Origin of the sequence: Emticicia oligotrophica DSM 17448 (genome assembly GCF_000263195.1) — a bacterium.
In the GTDB taxonomy this organism is placed as follows: Bacteria; Bacteroidota; Bacteroidia; order Cytophagales; family Spirosomataceae; genus Emticicia; species Emticicia oligotrophica.
This window is the reverse complement of the sequence record NC_018743.1, coordinates 42,194-58,952: the sequence shown is the minus strand read 5'-3', so window position 1 is coordinate 58,952 and position 16,759 is coordinate 42,194. Positions and strand designations below refer to the sequence as shown.

The following is a 16,759-nucleotide window of genomic DNA, read 5'->3' as shown; positions in this document are numbered from 1 at the left end:
TTGAGTTTATTATAATCCCGAACTCACGTTATAATTAATGGTGTGAATAAAAAACATCGTTGATATTCCGACAATTGGATTGACATAAAAGACGGATTTTTTGGGTTATAGACCAAAATAAAACTTCTTTATTTATCTATTGGTGATTGGATGAAAGTTGAAAAATATTAATATTGGAAGAATATGGATTTACAGGGTTATCCAAATGGGAAATAGGTACTAGCACTTTTTACGTAGAAACAGATACATCTTATTTGAAAAATTCAAATTATCTATAGTAAGAAAAAGTGTAGGTAGCTCATATATAAAACACAAAATTGGATTGGACTCATTTTTTTATGGAAAAATAAGTTTATAGCGGAATGGCTGGGCGAGACTTTTAGGATAAAGTCTCGCCCAAGATAGCATCCATTTTGGCAGATTCTTCTTTGCTTTTTTCTATTTGATACTCGTTTGCACCTGCTTCGGCTGCTTCTTGGTAATACTTTTCTATTTTCTCTAACTCACTGTTGTTCAGTACAACCTTGGCCGCTCTACCTTATCAGCTCTATGTAAATATCTTTTTGATTGCGGTCTTCACGTTTCAAGATAAAACCATCACTCAGCCAACGCATAATCGTTTTATTACTTTCGTATAAATCGCTGTCAGGCAATGTTTTTAATTGAAGAACAATAGATTTGGCTTCGTTTTTAGTGAGTTGATTGCTTTGGTATTTACGCAGAAGATAGTTGATTAAATCTTCTTCAATCAATACTTCATCGGTGGCTCTGGCAATAGTATTGCCCAAACGATACTCGTACCCTTCTTGTTGCAGCAACTCAATAAATGCCTTTTCTAATTGTGCTTCGGTGAATTTCATAGCTATTTTTCAATTTTTATATTCCATGTGGTAGTTTGTAAGCGTTGTTTTATCTCGGTTAAGGTTGCCAACACCGCATCAGGATTGGGTAAAGTACCATAAACTAAATTCCGAAAATCTCCATTATAAACTGGTCTTAGCGATTGCCAAACATTAGCTAAATCTTTGAAAATAAGAGCCTCTGACGGATGATTTACGAGCCATTCATTATTATTTCTAAAACTGCTTACATCATCATTGGCTACTTTTAGCAACATTTCATCGAAATCGGGCGAGTGTAAAAACTCCAAAAATGCTGTTTGCTGCAATAATTGGTGTAAATCGTAGGTGTGTCTGATTTTCTTCCGTAAATCTTCGATTGGGTTTTCGCCGTAAGAGAAACGCACCAAACTCATGATTTTTTCGCAGAGTGTTCGGGTTGGGTCGAGTACTCGTACTTCAAATGGCATCAAGCCGTTGGCTTCTGCTATACCTGTTTGTCCGTTAGTAAGCATCATTTGCCCCACAAATGATTGCATCGGTCGGTACGTGAAAGGCTCATGATACCCCAACCACGTTGCTTCAAGTATAATCACATCTCTTACTTGCCCATAATTTCCAGAAAATTCTCTGTTGTAGCTATGAGCCGTTTTCCGATTCATGCCCATTTTTTTAGTAATATCATCAATTACTACTTCGGGCAAAACTTCAGACACAACTTGACTGATAGTTTTTAGCTTGGTTTTGAGTTTATTATCAGAATCGCCTTCTCGGCGTAGAACCACCAAATCAATATCTTCCGAAAATCGGTCTATCATGTCATAGCATTTTGATAGTGCCGTTCCGCCTTTAAACACTGTATCGTTGCCTATTTCGTTATGAAAAATTTTATACAAAGCATACGTAACCCAATAGTCTTTTTCTACGTAAATCGCTTTTATACCCATCTCATCGGCTGTAAACTGAACCATATCAATGTATAATTCTATGTTTTGGTGCAGTTTCATTTGATATTCCAGTTTTCAATCGTTGGCAAATCCGTTTTTTTGATGCTTATCTTATAGGTGGTAGTTGGGTTCAAACTTTTTCGTAATGTTTCTAAATCAAAAACATTTGCAAACTTATCTTCGATGATTGCACCTAACAATGCCCGAACTCTTGGTGGATATTGTAGTGCATAATTGAGTAAACCTTGAATGGCTGGTTTTTCAAAATTTACCAGTTTTCCTGCCAATATCTTAATAGCTTTTGTAGTAGAAGTATCAGCTATATTTTTTATATCTTTAATGGCATCTAAAATACCTAAAAGTTGATAGTTTTCTTCGGTTATCTCAACATACGACTTGACAGTACTTGTTTTTAGCCAACCCATTTCTATTTTCTTTCGACTTCGGTTGGTGGCTATTTTTGTTCTAAAATAATTTTGCGTAGTAAGGTTCAACTGGTTATATAATACGCCCCCTGTTATATAGCCCACCCGCTTTTTGTTTTTATATAAGAAATCATTCAAGATAGCATTATAATCTGGCCCAAGTGGCCCCATTATGGTCATTTTGGGCTTATAAAAAACACCTTTTGAAACTTTTTTTATTGTTCCTTTTTTTACCAAACGCTCCAGGGCTTTGGCGGCCGTGAAGAAATCTTCGGGGGCTATACCCAAAGCATCATACCCAAAAGGCTGACTTTCGGGTATATTTTTTATTTGTTCTCGTATTTGCTCTGCTACTTTCATGATAGCAAAGTTAATGATTAAAACACAAATGTCAAGTTTTTAATGTAAAAAACTTGACATTCATATAGCATTTACAATATTATTTTATTCTCCCACCGTTGCCAATTTAGAAAGTAGCAAGTCTTTTAATTCGCTTAGTTTTTGGTTTTCTAATGATTTTAATCTGATAGTTTCAAAAATTGGTTTAGCTACAAAATCAAACTTTTCCATCTTTTCCATACTAATTGAAGGAAGCTTATAGTCTTCAAGATACTTTTCATGAACTCTTTGTCGTCCTGATGAACCAATCATACTACTAATAGCATAATTTCTAAAGTCTTCATCTTTGGCTAAACAATATACCCAATATGAACTCACATTATTTTTGGCTCTCATTACAATAAATTCGGTAGAACCCGCAGCAACTTCATTAGTCTTTAATGTATTAACGAAGGCTGTTTTTCCATTTTCTAAGCACGGTGTAATTCGAGCAAGAAGTGTATCGCCATTTTGAAATTTTGCCCCTCCTTGATACTCTCTTTCTGCTTTGCCGTTTATACACATAGATGTTTCTGAAAGGTTTGTCATTTCAATATATGTTGACATATTTTCCTTTTCTTAGTTCAAGCTTTGGATTTGTTTCTATGTATTCTTTAAGAAAATTTGATTTACTATCATCAAAGTCCACAAACCACTGTTTATAAATCGTTTGGGCGGTTTCTTCGAGTTTTTGAATGAGCTGCTTGGTTGAGTGCTATTCGGTTTTGAATAACGTTGTATTCTTTTACAATTTCTCTTTGTTTGCTAATGGATGGAATCGGGAGCTGCATATCACAAAACGATTTCCAAGGCAAACCACCACGAACATCGGCATCTGTGTAATACCAAGCATTTCGGTCAAACTCTCTTCGTGAAAACCACATCATCAAATATTCAGGGTAAAGAACACTTGTATCTTTTATTTCAAAAACATCATAAGCAAGGCGGTATCAATCTTTAAAACAATATCGTTTTGCTTAGAGTTTTTGATGATATAGCTCCAACGAGATTCTTCATCAAGATAAAATACATTAGCCATGCCGAAGAAATCGGGCATTTCGAGGAATTTTTCTTGCTCTTTGGCTATCTCATTGCCTTGCGATGTTCTTCAAACTTATCGCTGGCAAATTTTAAAAATATGAGACCTAAAACAACGTGTTTATATTCGGCTGGCTCTACACACTCTCTCAATTTGTTGGCAGATTCTCGCAGGGTTTCTTCTATTGCTTTTTCTTTTGTCTGTTTAGCCCCATTATTTCGTATTACTCTTAGGGCGATTATAATGGATTCAATTTGATACAATATTAACCACTATTTATATAACATTAGTGAGATACTCTTTCATTAATCGAAAATAAAAAACTATATCAGTTCGTCAGCTCTCAGCCCTACCCTACTTGCTTTGGGCAGAAAATCTTGTTTGAGTTTTGTATAAACTGTAGAATATTCCTTTTGTAAATAATCAAATACATAGCTTGCAAAGCTTCCCCCCTCTCCTAAATTAAATAGAAATTGTTCTAAACTATCTTTCTCTGAATCTTTACCCCGTTTATAGTTATTGAGAGCCATTTCAGATAAGAAAAGCTTATGCTCTTGCTCATTTTCCAACCTCAGTTGATTTAAGATTGCGAGAAACAATTTACTATCCTTCGATAAAATATTTACTGTTAAATCCATTTTTGCATTATAAAACTCTGCCTTTATCTGACCTTGAGCATTTTCAATTGCTTGTTCTTGTTCTTTATTGGCTAATATTTCTTTCTCCTGCTCTCTTTTTCTTTTTTGTTCTTGTTTTACCAATTCAGTTGGGTCAAATAGGTCAGCAGTAGCTACCATCTTTTGTAAGTAGGCTCCCGTATCTTTCACTACCCCAGATTTTACCTGATTCAATGTGTATTGAACCCCCTTCTTTATTTGTTCGTATGGATATTTTTCAAACCAACTCCTTACGGTTGACTCCGCTACAAACATTTTCACTAATTCAATAATTTCAAGTACAGACTCTTCTATCTCTGGGTTAAGCTCAACAACATCATTATTTCTTTGCGTACTATTTTTGATAACAGTGAATTTCAGTCTTACAACCTTTTTCCCTTCTTTTATTTCTTCAAAGTCAAAATAAAGCTCTGAATTCTTCATCAGCTCTGTTCGAGCTTGATTAATGACCTTCAGTTTAAAATCAAAATAATTTTTGTACCTATCAGCAATTCCAAACCTTTGTTTAATCTCTTCTACATCTATCTCGAATTGTTTAAACCTTTCAAACTCCTTACAATATTCATAAAATCGCATTGCATAGATGCTTTCAAGAAAAAGCATATTCCGAATATCTAAAACAGTAAAATTTTCTTTAATCTGAAGTAAAAATGGTTTTAAGGCTTTGGGAATCTCAAAAGAAAAATAGCCTTGCTTTTTGTAGTAAATGATTGAGCTTAACAAATTTGTATCTAATCTAATATTTTCGTCCTCATAATAAATATTTCGCTGTTTAAGCTTAACCAACTCATCTTGAAGATACTTATGAATATTTTTAGAAGACCTTCCTACGAACTTTTGCAACTCTCCTACCGAAATTTGTACTTCTGAAATATCATCTTTACTTTGATCCATTGAGGCAATGATCTTCAAAAAGACCTTCATTTGTACGGTAGTTATATCATACCTTGCATTAATAATTGGGTTAGTCTTTATTATTCTGTTAGGGTCTTTCGAAATAGCCTCAATAGCTTTTTCTCTTTTTTTATCTTCCATGAAGTAAAAAGCGTTGATTTGTATGTATATACTTATCGCAAAAGTATATACATTTTGAAATATAAACACACAAAAACGACTAATATTTTTTTAAGTCGTTTTAAACCCTATAAAAGTCGTTTTAATACCCCATAAAGGTCGTTTTTAAACCCTATAAAAGTCGTTTTAAACCCCATAAAGGTCGTTTTAAACCCCATAAAAGTCGTTTTATTACTATATAAGTAATTGATTTATAGCACTTTACATCAAGCGAAAGAATATAAAGAGAAAGAAAGAAAAAAGAAAGATACAAAACAGGTCGTTGTTTTTAAAATTTTTCTTTTTAAAGAAAAGATATAGTAAAATGTATTCGTTTTTGTTTTTTGATATTCAAAGAAAGAGTTTCTAACGAAACCCCATAAAAGTCGTTATATAAAAATAGTATTTTACTTTCTAATAAAAGAGAAATGTTTTGAAAACCCTATAAAAGTCGTTTTTGTAGTTTTTTTTAATAAAAAGCGTATGTCAGTAAAACCCCATAAAAGTCGTTTTACTGTTGTAATTTGGTTTGCTTATAAAAAGTGTTTCTAAATTTTAAGAAAAATAAAGTTGCTTATCTAAAAAAATAGATTTTTATTTGTAATTACTTTAAAGCTATTCATAATGACATCGGAGCAAATAATTACTTTCTTAAAAAATAATCCTGCCTTAAATCATTCACAGTTAGAAAAAGAGGCGGGCCTACCAGCAAGTACACTTAATAAGGCAACAAAAGGTAAAATTGTACTTAATCAAAAAAATTGCAGCCTATTAGAGCCTATTTTGCGGAAATACGGTTTCAAAAATCAAACTACCAAAGCACAGGTAATTTCGATTGTGAATCATAAAGGGGGAGTTGCTAAAACTACAACCACCATAAACTTAGGAAAGGCTTTGGCATTACTTGGTAAGAAAGTACTATTGATTGACATGGATTCTCAAGGAAATACTACACAGTGTTTCAACCAGTTTTCATTCGACAAACAAATCATACATTCATTGCTTGAAAACGAGCCTTTACCAATTATTCATTTACAAGACAACTTAGATTTAGTACCATCGGATATTAAGATGTCAGAGCGAGAACAGGAGCTAATTGCCTCAGTAAGTGCCAACAGTAGATTGGCAAAAAGAATTAGCTCGGTGCGTGAAAACTACGATTATATCTTAATTGACTGCCCTCCCTCACTTGGAATACTTACCGAAAACGCTCTCGTTGCTTCAGATAGTTGTATTATTCCTTTTTTGCCAGAAGCATCTACCTACCACGGAATGAAAAAGTTGTTTGAGATTATTTATAGTATCAGGGAATACAGCAATCCAACACTGACTGTTAAGGGGATTTTATTTACGATGGTCAAACGAAATGGTCGTAATATAGAATCAGCACATCAATTGATGATTGAAAAAGTTAAGGCAGAATATAAACATTTTCGCATCTTTGATGCTATTGTCGAGAATGCCACTGCTGTGCGTCAATCGCAATTAGCTATGCAAGATTTATTTATGTATGCTCCTACTGCGTCTCCAACGCAGCAATATGCCGCTTTAGCACAAGAAATAGTTTCAATTTAATATTACAAAATACAATGGCTAAGAAAGTAGATTTTATGGCGGGCTTTAATCAGGCGACTCAGAATTTGCCTGTTTCAGCATTTTCAGAACAGGAGAAGATAAAGAAAAGCCTAATTGTTGTCGATGAACTTAAAAGATTTATTCCAGCATTGACTAAGGAGGAATTTCAGCAACTTGAAAATAATATACTCGAACATGGATGTAAAGACCCATTGACGATTTGGCTAACAACTGAGAAGATTGCTGGTATTTCAGAGATGGAAAACCCTGTTTATGTGATTTTAGATGGACATAATCGCTATGAAATTTGTAAGAATCATTTAGTAGACTTTAAGATTTCGAGTCCATTAAAGTTTGAGACAATGGATTCGGCCAAAGATTATATGATTAATCACCAGCTTGGCCGAAGAAACTTAAACCCTGAACAAATCTCATATTTTAGGGGTCTAAAATATCTTTCATTGAAGAAAGAAAAAGGTAAGTATGAGCGAGATGAGCATAATGGTAAAATTTTCCATTATGAAAACGAAGCATCAACAGAGGATAAAAATGCTAATGAAAAGCATAATGGCAAAATTTACCATTATGAAAAAACAACCACTGCACAAGACTTGGCAAAGGAATTTAATATCTCAGAAAAGACGATTAGGAATGACGCTCTTTTCGCCAAGAGTGTAGAGAACTTACCTGCTGATTTAAGAACAGAAGTATTACAAGGAAAATCACTTTTAACTAAAGCAGAAGTAATTGAGTTTGGCAAGACAGGCGAATTAAAAGCAGGGGTAGGGGAGCCCAAAAAGGCTAATCAGCCATTGGTAGTAAAGGAAAAAATACTTAATTTATTGAAACAAAATTCAGAAATCTTGACAGTTAAGGAATACAGAGACCTTATTTCTGAAATAAAATTGATAATTAAGGCACTCTGACTAGGCTTTTATGGTTTTATAACGTATTTATCACATTATAATATTGTTTATTGAAGGTAAAGGGTATTGGACGGCATGTAGTGATAGATAAAAATGTTTTTTTGATTGCTATAATGGTAACAGTAGTTAAAATTATCTTGGCTGATGGTGGTTATCGAGGGAGTTTGGTAGCCGAGATAAAGAAAAAATTCGGATATATGCTTAAAATTACTCTAAGGACAGACAAACTAAACAATTCTTTTGAGCCAATATCTAAGAGATGGATTATTGAGAGAACCTTTGCTTAGTTTGATAATGACCGAAGATTATGTCGCAATTATGAATTATTAATGAGAACTGCAGAAGAAGTATTAAAAATCTCTGCCATAAAACATTTATTGAATAAAATTTAAACAGCCTCTTATTGTTTCTGAACTTTCTCGACTAGGTAGGTCAATCAAGGAGGTTTTACAAATTATTGAGGAACTCATTTAAACCAAAAAGTGTAAAGTCATTCTTACTTATTAAACAAGGTTTACTCTTGACCCAAGCAATCAACGTGATATGACTAATAAGGTTTTGCTCGCCATATTTTCAACGGTTGCAGAATTGGAAAGAGATTTTATATCAAAAAAAACATAGAAGGGCTAAAAGCACGAAAAGAAAGAAGAATAAAATTGGGAAAACCCAAAGGCGTAATTCAACAATTTATCTACGACAAAGACAACATTTTTCAACTGAACCAATTAGGTGTTCCACTCAATACTATTGCCGAAACCCACTTAGGATACAGAAAATATTTATTATTGAAGGGATTTATAGAAAAACGGAGCTCTTAATGCCGCTCAGATTTTAATATTCGTACCCAAAAATTCAATTTGAAATTTTATAGCAAAGCGATGACAAATTTTGTACTTTCTTTTATTCAACACTATATAAGAGCGACATCCACTTTTCTTGTTGAATAGAAAGTCTCAGTATTTACGTAAGAAGTCATATTTTCTTTGTAAAAAGTCGCAGTTTTTACGTAGAAAGTAAATTTGCATGGGTCAACAGCATACTCTTTTAAGGCAGTATTTTTATAGGAAATGTATCACATTATTCTATCTTCGATTGGGTAAGCTCGATACATCTATTTTCGTAGGTATGGGCTATAACTAAGTGATCTCAAGTAAGTGATACAAAATCGACTGAAATAATAGGAGAATGAGGATGTATTTTAAGTTTTTCTCATTGAACGGTACTGTTTCCATGATTAAGCGGTATTGATTAAAAAGGATGTAAAAAAAATATGTTTTTTTTCTTAGAATAAGGTTTTTTTTCTCATTTTTGCTGGCAGTACAACTTTTGCCAGCGTAATCTACAATAAAATAATTATGTCAACTTTGCTGTTTTTTTTGCATTCTTCCATCGCCCAAACCACCAGCATAGAAGTTCCTTATGAAACCTACCTCGGTGCACTAATATCCCTATTTACTATACCCAATAATGTGACTCTTGTGAAATGTGAAGTCAAAATAAAAAAAGCTTCAGAGAGGAAATTTTGGGGAACATTGACCAGACTTAAAGACCTTTATGACGCTCATGCAACTTGTTGAGGGTATTGTACAGCCCAAACCTTTTATGAACAAATAAAAGTAATCAATTTCCATGAATATCTGATGCTAATTAAGTGGAGAACAAAGTGAAACATTTTCTGCTCCCTTCACTAAAATAAAAGATACCATATTTATTCCAAACACACTTACAAATTGCTGAAAAAGCGTAAGATAAATTTACACAAGTTTATGCATTTAAGACCACTTCTTTGGCTCTTACTGGTAGTAGGAGCCTTCGGTGCAAGCACCATTGGTGCATCGGCCCAAAATAAACTTTATCTACCAAGTATTAAGTACACATCAACGGGGGTGACTGTTTTTAACCAAGTTTGTTACCAGCCCGATGGTATCCAATTTTGGGTCAATAATGTCAAATGGGTTAAAGATGTTGATTATTTCGAGGGATTTTGTGCGTATGGCATTTGCAAAATTAGCTTTGATTTTGGTAAACTCAAGCCAGGCGATACATTTGAGGTCAGAGATGCTTGCGGCAGTGTAGCCGCTTCCCGTACGGTCGAAGATGATTATGTGTACATAGAAGTGCCTAATGGAAATAGTTATTCAGGCAATGGTATTGGTTCGACGGATGAATCGGCTCCTTATGACCGTTTATCAAATCCGATTTCTGTGGGAAAGTGTGAAGCCATTAACATCAATGCCCACGGATTGCATAAGTACAATATTTTAATTGGTACCAGTAGTTTTGGAACCACTTATACTTCGGGTAAATTTCTCATTAATGGCAGCCCCTTAAATAGTGGTATTGTTGGAGCAGACCTACAAGGCTCAAATAACCCCATTAGTTATACCATCAATGGCAATGGGTCGATTACTTACAATGGTACTGTTGCTTTTTACAGTAATTCCAATTTCTCGGGCCGCAGTCCTTTTAGTTTAGAATATCAGCATAATGGGGTTTTACCTTTTGATATACAGGAAATAGCCTTGGGAGCCATTGGGTTTCGGATGTGGGATAATAATACCATTACTATCAAAGAATATACTTATAATGGCACCATTGAAAACACTGAATCAGGAAATTTCAGTGCATCTACCTTTAAAATCACTTTCGATGGAGCCAATTTTAAATTTTACATCGACAATGTATTAAAAAAGACGGTTGCTCGTTCAGTAGTTTATACTTCTTCCAGTGGTAATCTTTCCAATGGGGGCGTTTTACCTTACGGAACGGGGATTACTTGGCAACCCAGTAACTCGGGTAGCCAATGGGTAGGTGTAATTGTTGATGGCGTTTTGAAAACACGTCAACAATTCAATGTAGTAGATGACATGAGTATAGCAGAGAGTGTGGTGAATGTCGCTTGTAATGGTGGCAGTACGGGTAGTATAACCGCCAATGTCAATGGTGGAAAATCACCATTTCTTTATGCTATCAATGGTGGAGCATTTCAAAATAGTAATTTCTTTGGGGGACTCAATGCCGGAAATTACAACATCAAAGTCCGAGATGCTTCAGGGTGTGAAACCACCAAAAATATCAATGTCTACGAAAATGCAGCCTTAAACTTCTCTTTAGCTACTAAAAATAATGCAAATTGCGTAGGCGAAAACAATGGCTCTATCACGTTAAATGGTTCAGGAGGGATTGGTACTTTACAGTACGGCATTAATAATACCAATTATCAAACCTCAAATACATTTTCCAATTTGGGGGCTGGTCCCTATACTTTTTGGGTCAAAGACGCTGCTGGTTGCACAAAAAACTTGAATGAAAGCATTGGTATTAACAGTACACTAAGTGCTACATTAACAAGCCAAGATGTAAGTTGTTTTGGAGGAAACACTGGTTCTATTACCATCATTTCAGCAGGAGTTCCTTCAGGTACGGTACAGTATTCGATTGATGGGACCAACTTCGTTGCGAGCAATGTCTTTACGGGTTTAAGTGCCAATACCTATACGGTGAAAGTCAAAGATAATCTGTGTACCGTCAATGTGGCTTCGCAAATCATAACTCAACCGAGTGATTTAAGTATTAATCCAGATATTAAAAATATTAATTGCTATGGTGGAGCGGATGGGCAGATTACTCTAAATACTACGGGAGGAAGGCCTGCCTATCAATTTTCTAAGGATGGTACAATATACGTCAGTTCGAACTTATTTACTAATTTGGGGGTAAATAATTACAAGTTTTGGGTAAAAGACGCAAACGGCTGTATCAAAGAAAGTGCAATTCTAAGTATTACCCAACCAAATGCCTTAGAATTAAGCATTGATACGAAAGTAGATGTGCTGTGTAATGGTGCCAATACGGGAGTAGTGAAACTCAAAGCCAATGGTGGAACTAAGGCTTATCAGTTTTCTAAGGATGGCTCTACTTTTCAATCTGATTCCAGTTTTACAGCCCTGGTGGCAGGGGATTATACCTTTACTCTTAAAGATGCCAAAGGTTGTACCCAAACTACAAATACCAGTATTTTACAACCTACCCCTATTGTAATTAGTAGCCCTGTTATTACCAACCTGACTTGTCATGGTGATAATTCGGGACAGATCATGGTGAGTGCTACAGGGGGAGTGGGGCCTTACACTTTTTCAAAAGATAATACAACCTACCAAAACTCGGGAACTTTTAGTGCTTTAGCGGCCAACGCCTATACCATTTATGCACAAGATAGCCACGCTTGCAAAGTAAGTATAAATACTACCGTTAGCGAACCAAGTCTTGTTTCTGCAGTGATTACTATCACCAATAATCTTTGCTATTCCGACCAAACAGGGCAAATCGTAGCGGTAGGAAGTGGGGGCACCCCAAGCTATCAATATAGCCGAGACGGCATCAATTTTGTCAGTACAGGTACCTTCAGTGCTTTGACAGCGGGTAGCTATACCATCCAAACCAAGGATAGTCGAGGTTGTTTGAATAGCCAAACTGTCAAGGTCAATGAACCAACAGTGCTGACGGCTACGCCGAGTATCACTAAACACGTGACTTGTTTTGGTGGCAATGATGGCAGCATCAATGTCTTAGCGGGTGGGGGTACCAGTCCTTATACTTATTCGGCCAATGGCACAGCGTACCAGAGCGGTGCTAATTTTTCTTTTGCGATTGGTACTTACAGCTTTTGGGTGAAAGATGCCAATGGTTGTATCAAAACCACGGGCAGTCTAACACTGACCCAACCGACCGATATTCTGCCGAGCGTCAGCGGTAAAACAGACGTTTCATGCTTAGGTGGTAATAATGGCACGGCTACCATTGCTGCAACGGGCGGAATAGCTCCCTATACTTTTTCTAAGGATGGCAGCAATTTTCAGACTTCGGGAACTTTTGATGGTTTTGCTGCAGGAACTGCTGTGTTTACTGTCAAGGATAACGTAGGTTGTACAAAACCCATCTCTATAGATATTTTACAACCAGCTCAAGCTTTACAAGTAAGCATCAGCTCGCAATCTAATCTGACTTGTTACCAAAATAACTCAGGTAGTATTCAGGCAGTTATGTCAGGGGGTACGGCTCCATATCAATTCTCAAAAGATAATAACAACTTCCAAACCTCGGGCACTTTTACAACTCTATCTGCTGGAAACTACACAATTTATGGCAAAGATGCCAATAGCTGTCAATCCAGTATTAGCCTAAACTTGAGCGAGCCAAGTGACATCAACATTTCTATTTTACAAAAACAAGACGTGGATTGTGCCAGTTACGCCACGGGCTATTTCAAAGTGGGTGCTTCAGGAGGCACTGGTGTTTTTACTTATAGTTTATCGGGAACAGATTTCAATGGTAATGGTTTAGCTACTGCTGCTAACGGAAGTGGATATTTCGACAATCTCAAAATTGGAAATTATGTAGTCAATTACAGAGACCAAAACTCTTGCTCCAAAGATTTTCCTGTCACGATAATTGCCAAGAGTAGCCCCATTCGATTTGACATTGCCAAAACATTACCCACTGATTGCGTGACGGAAAATGGAAGCATCGTGGTCAATAATGTGAGAGGGGGACAGGGAAATTATGTCTATCGCATCAGTAATCAAACATCGGCTTCGGGGAATAATAGTTTTACCAATTTGCCCAATGGTTCTTATTACGTTACCGTCACCGATAATTTGTGTGCCTACACCGAAGCCGTGAATTTAGAACTACCCAATAGCATCAAAGCTACTTACACCATTAACCCCATCAACTGTCAAATACCAACAGCTAATTTAAGCATTGACAATATTACAGGTGGAAATGGAAACTATAATTTGGCCATTAATGGCAGTAATTTTTCGGGCAATCGGACTTTCAATAATTTATCACCCAATACTTACGCCATTACCATTCAAGATAGTCCCTTGTCCTGCAAAAGTGTAGTCAGTGTAGAAATCAAAGAACAAAACCGAGCGGATTTGAAAGTATCGGCCTTGGGAAATATCTCTTGTTTTGGTGGCAATAATGGTTTTATCAATGCCTTTGGCGATAATAACATGGGGCCGTTTACTTATGCCATCAATAATGGTGGCTTTTCATCGAATGCCAATTTTGGTAGTTTGAGTGCAGGAACCTACAAAATATCCGCCCAAACCCGCATTGGCTGTTTGGACAGTATTCGAGTGACTTTGAGCCAACCCAGTCTCTTACAGTCCAACATCACACTGCAAAGTAATCTTTGTAATGGCGACCAAACAGGAAAAATTAGCATTGTCGGAACGGGCGGGGTGAGTCCGTACCAATATTCACTTGATGGCACTAACTACCAATCGGGTAATGATTTTACGAATCTTTCGGCAGGGAATTATACGGTGACGGTGAAAGACAACAATGGTTGTAGTTTTACTCAAAACCCAATTTTGAGCCAACCTACCTTGGTAACTACTGCTTCGAGTGTACTGCAAGAGGTTTCGTGTTTTGCGGGAAGTGACGGCAAGGGACAAGTGATTGCTTCGGGTGGAACGCTTCCTTATACGTTCTCAATAGATGGGACCAACTTTGTTAGTAGTAATGTCTTTGATGGACTAAAGGCCAATACCTACCAGTTTTGGGTCAAAGATGCCAATGGTTGTACCAAAACCTCCACTGTTATTACCGTCACTCAACCGACTTTACTCGTGCCTTCGGTGGTGGCTTTTAGTAATACCCTTTGCAATGGCAGTAGCGATGGCACCATCACTTTAGCCGCTACGGGTGGTACGAGTCCGTATCAATATTCTAAAGATAATAGTACTTATCAGAACGCAGTACTCTTGACAGCTTTTCCTGCTGGAAATTTTACGGTATATGTCAAAGACAGTAAAGGTTGTGTGAAAACCATTGAACAAAGCATTGATCAGCCCGCTCCATTGTCTTTGAATTTGGTGTCCAAAAGTGATTTGACTTGTTTTGAAAACCAGACGGGCAAACTGGAAGTAGGCATCAATGGTGGTACTCAACCTTACCGTTATTCTTTGGATAATACTACTTTTCAATCATCCCCCATTTTTACGAATCTCAAAGCAGGAACATATCAGGTAACTGGAAAAGATGTCAATAATTGTACGTTTTTACTTAGTACAAGTTTGTCAGAACCTGAATTATTAAAGGCGAGTTTTACGGTCAAGACCAATGATTGTTATGGCGACCAAACGGGCAAAATTAATACTTTTGCCTCAGGCGGAACGCAGCCTTATGAGTATAACTTAAATCAACAGGCTTTCCAAACGGGAACTGAGTTTAATCAACTCTTTGCTGGAAATTATCAGATGACGGTTCGGGATAAAAATGCCTGCATTTATACCCAAAATGTAGAAGTGAAACAACCCGATGAGCTGAAGTTATTTCCCATCAACCAAGATTTGATTCGTTGTTTTGGGGAAGCCAATGGCTCCATTTTGATAAATACTACGGGCGGAACGCCTAATTTTATTTATTCGCTGGATGATAAAATTTACGAAGACAAACCCCTCTTTCAGAGCCTAAAGGTTGGTACTTATCAAATCTATGTCAAAGATGCGAACCAATGTTTCAAGAAGACGGAGATTACTTTAAAACAACCCGACAAGCTTCTCATGAGCCTTGTCAAGCAAGCGAATCCTTTGTGTGCGGGAGAAGCCAATGGTATCATCGAAGTTAAGGCTGTTGGGGGGAATGGGGGTTATACCTTCATTCGGGATAATGTTGATTCTACCAAAACAGGACTTTTTGAAAAACTCAGCCAAGCTGAATATACATTCAAGGTATTGGATGCCAAACAATGCGAAGATACAATCAAAAGTGTGGTACTGAAGTGGCCAACTGCTTTGCGTGCGACGGAAGAGAAAGTGGTCACCCCTGCTTGTGTGGGAGATGCCAATGGAGCCATTACCATTTCGATGAAAGGAGGTACTCCGCCTTACAAAACTCAATTGAATGAAGTTCTTTCGATGGTAAATCCATCGACGATTGATGCATTTGTTTTTGATAATCTTACTTCGGGGACTTATTCTATTCGATTGCAAGATGCCAATGGTTGTCAGCTCCAAACCTCGGTCAAAGTTCCTGTTCCAGCCCAACTCAATGCGATTGATTTTAGCTCTTATTTACCCGAAAAAGTCTGTAAGGGACAGCAGTTGATACTCAATGCTAATAACCCCAATCAGATCGTTCAGTGGTATTTTAATGGCACAGCAATCCCATTGAAAGAGCTGGCTTTACAAGAAAATATGCAACTCAGCCAAGACCACCAGTCCTTAACCACTTCAGTGGCGGGCAAATACAGTGTGTCGGTTAAAAATGCGTCAGGCTGTGAAGTGAAAGCTGCCTATGAGCTCGTCAATAATGACAAGGCTTTGGATGCAGATTTTTTATTGCCAGTACAGGTTTTTGTGGGAGACGAAGTCGTAGCAATGGATATAACCAAACCAATTCCTGATAAGGTGATTTGGACATTACCAGCCGAAGCTGACAAGATGGAGGAAAACATCAAACGCATCAAGTTTGCTTTTGTCAATGATGGCAAATATGTAGTTCAGATGCAAGCCTTTCTGGGAGATTGTATCGCTCTTGTTAAACATGATATTGAGGTTTTCAAACCCGAAGATGTTGATAAAACTGACCCTAAATTAGGCTATGATAAAGCTAAACTTATTAGTAAGGTGGTTGTTTTGCCGAATCCTAATTATGGAAAGTTTAGCGTTACAGTAGATTTGATTCGAGCAAAGCCTATTGAAGTGAGTTTAGTGAGGGCATCTTCAGGACAAACAGTCTATCAAACAACCTTAAGCGAGGCCAAACTACAGCATGTATTTGAAATGGATGTGAAAGTGAAGTCGGATAATTACCTCCTCATTGTCAGAAGTGAAGATTCCGTCAACCAAACAAGGATTGCCATTATTGATTAGCCACCCACAACC

General features: G+C 36.7%; 9 protein-coding genes and 1 pseudogene. 3 read left to right on the top strand and 7 right to left on the bottom strand.

The genetic code is table 11. The annotated features are described in order from the left end of the window. Positions 1-533: 533 nt before the first annotated feature. The 7 genes and pseudogenes from EMTOL_RS21320 to EMTOL_RS21290 all read right to left on the bottom strand — a co-directional run bounded on the left by EMTOL_RS21320 (position 534) and on the right by EMTOL_RS21290 (position 5,340). Positions 534-860, bottom strand: coding sequence for a type I restriction endonuclease (locus EMTOL_RS21320; RefSeq protein ID WP_041694432.1), 327 nt, complete (start codon positions 858-860; stop codon positions 534-536). A 2-nt stretch (positions 861-862) separates the two neighbouring features. Then, complete coding sequence (locus tag EMTOL_RS21315) at positions 863-1,846, bottom strand: nucleotidyl transferase AbiEii/AbiGii toxin family protein (RefSeq protein WP_015026377.1); 984 nt, start codon at positions 1,844-1,846, stop codon at positions 863-865. Continuing rightward, a complete protein-coding gene (locus EMTOL_RS21310; RefSeq protein ID WP_015026376.1) occupies positions 1,843-2,571 on the bottom strand; it encodes a DUF6088 family protein in 729 nt (242 codons plus the stop codon). The genes EMTOL_RS21315 and EMTOL_RS21310 overlap by 4 nt, the downstream gene beginning before the upstream one ends. Before the next feature lie 84 nt (positions 2,572-2,655). Next, positions 2,656-3,156, bottom strand: a complete 501-nt coding sequence (locus EMTOL_RS21305; RefSeq protein WP_052315452.1) for a restriction endonuclease subunit S — start codon at positions 3,154-3,156, stop codon at positions 2,656-2,658. Positions 3,157-3,248: 92 nt separating this feature from the next. After that, positions 3,249-3,476 (bottom strand): restriction endonuclease subunit S, encoded by a 228-nt coding sequence (locus EMTOL_RS21300; RefSeq protein ID WP_305953327.1) that lies wholly within the window; start codon positions 3,474-3,476, stop codon positions 3,249-3,251. Positions 3,477-3,529: 53 nt separating this feature from the next. Next, positions 3,530-3,852: pseudogene (locus EMTOL_RS22305) on the bottom strand (type I restriction-modification system subunit M N-terminal domain-containing protein); the annotation flags it as partial. Between the two features lie 99 nt (positions 3,853-3,951). Beyond that, entirely contained in the window at positions 3,952-5,340 is a 1,389-nt protein-coding gene (locus EMTOL_RS21290) for a replication initiation protein (RefSeq protein WP_015026375.1), read from the bottom strand. Positions 5,341-5,982: 642 nt separating this feature from the next. Here EMTOL_RS21290 and EMTOL_RS21285 point away from each other — a divergent pair. The 3 genes from EMTOL_RS21285 (at position 5,983) to EMTOL_RS21265 (ending at position 16,747) form a co-directional block, all read left to right on the top strand. Next, complete coding sequence (locus tag EMTOL_RS21285; RefSeq protein ID WP_015026374.1) at positions 5,983-6,933, top strand: ParA family protein; 951 nt, start codon at positions 5,983-5,985, stop codon at positions 6,931-6,933. 14 nt (positions 6,934-6,947) lie between these two features. Then, positions 6,948-7,859 carry a ParB N-terminal domain-containing protein gene (locus tag EMTOL_RS22070; RefSeq protein ID WP_015026373.1) on the top strand — a complete coding sequence of 304 codons (912 nt, stop codon included), beginning with the start codon at positions 6,948-6,950 and terminating at the stop codon, positions 7,857-7,859. 1,766 nt (positions 7,860-9,625) lie between these two features. Then, positions 9,626-16,747: a hypothetical protein gene (locus EMTOL_RS21265; protein ID WP_015026372.1), complete on the top strand. Its 7,122-nt coding sequence runs from the start codon at positions 9,626-9,628 to the stop codon at positions 16,745-16,747. Positions 16,748-16,759 lie beyond the last annotated feature (12 nt).

Coding starts and splice junctions, on each gene's coding strand:
- EMTOL_RS21310 (WP_015026376.1), bottom strand. CDS start 2,571: ATGAAAGTAGCAGAGCAAATACGAGAACAAATAAAAAATATACCCGAA.
- EMTOL_RS21285 (WP_015026374.1), top strand. CDS start 5,983: ATGACATCGGAGCAAATAATTACTTTCTTAAAAAATAATCCTGCCTTA.
- EMTOL_RS21305 (WP_052315452.1), bottom strand. CDS start 3,156: ATGTCAACATATATTGAAATGACAAACCTTTCAGAAACATCTATGTGT.
- EMTOL_RS21320 (WP_041694432.1), bottom strand. CDS start 860: ATGAAATTCACCGAAGCACAATTAGAAAAGGCATTTATTGAGTTGCTG.
- EMTOL_RS21265 (WP_015026372.1), top strand. CDS start 9,626: ATGCATTTAAGACCACTTCTTTGGCTCTTACTGGTAGTAGGAGCCTTC.
- EMTOL_RS21300 (WP_305953327.1), bottom strand. CDS start 3,476: ATGATGTGGTTTTCACGAAGAGAGTTTGACCGAAATGCTTGGTATTAC.
- EMTOL_RS21315 (WP_015026377.1), bottom strand. CDS start 1,846: ATGAAACTGCACCAAAACATAGAATTATACATTGATATGGTTCAGTTT.
- EMTOL_RS22070 (WP_015026373.1), top strand. CDS start 6,948: ATGGCTAAGAAAGTAGATTTTATGGCGGGCTTTAATCAGGCGACTCAG.
- EMTOL_RS21290 (WP_015026375.1), bottom strand. CDS start 5,340: ATGGAAGATAAAAAAAGAGAAAAAGCTATTGAGGCTATTTCGAAAGAC.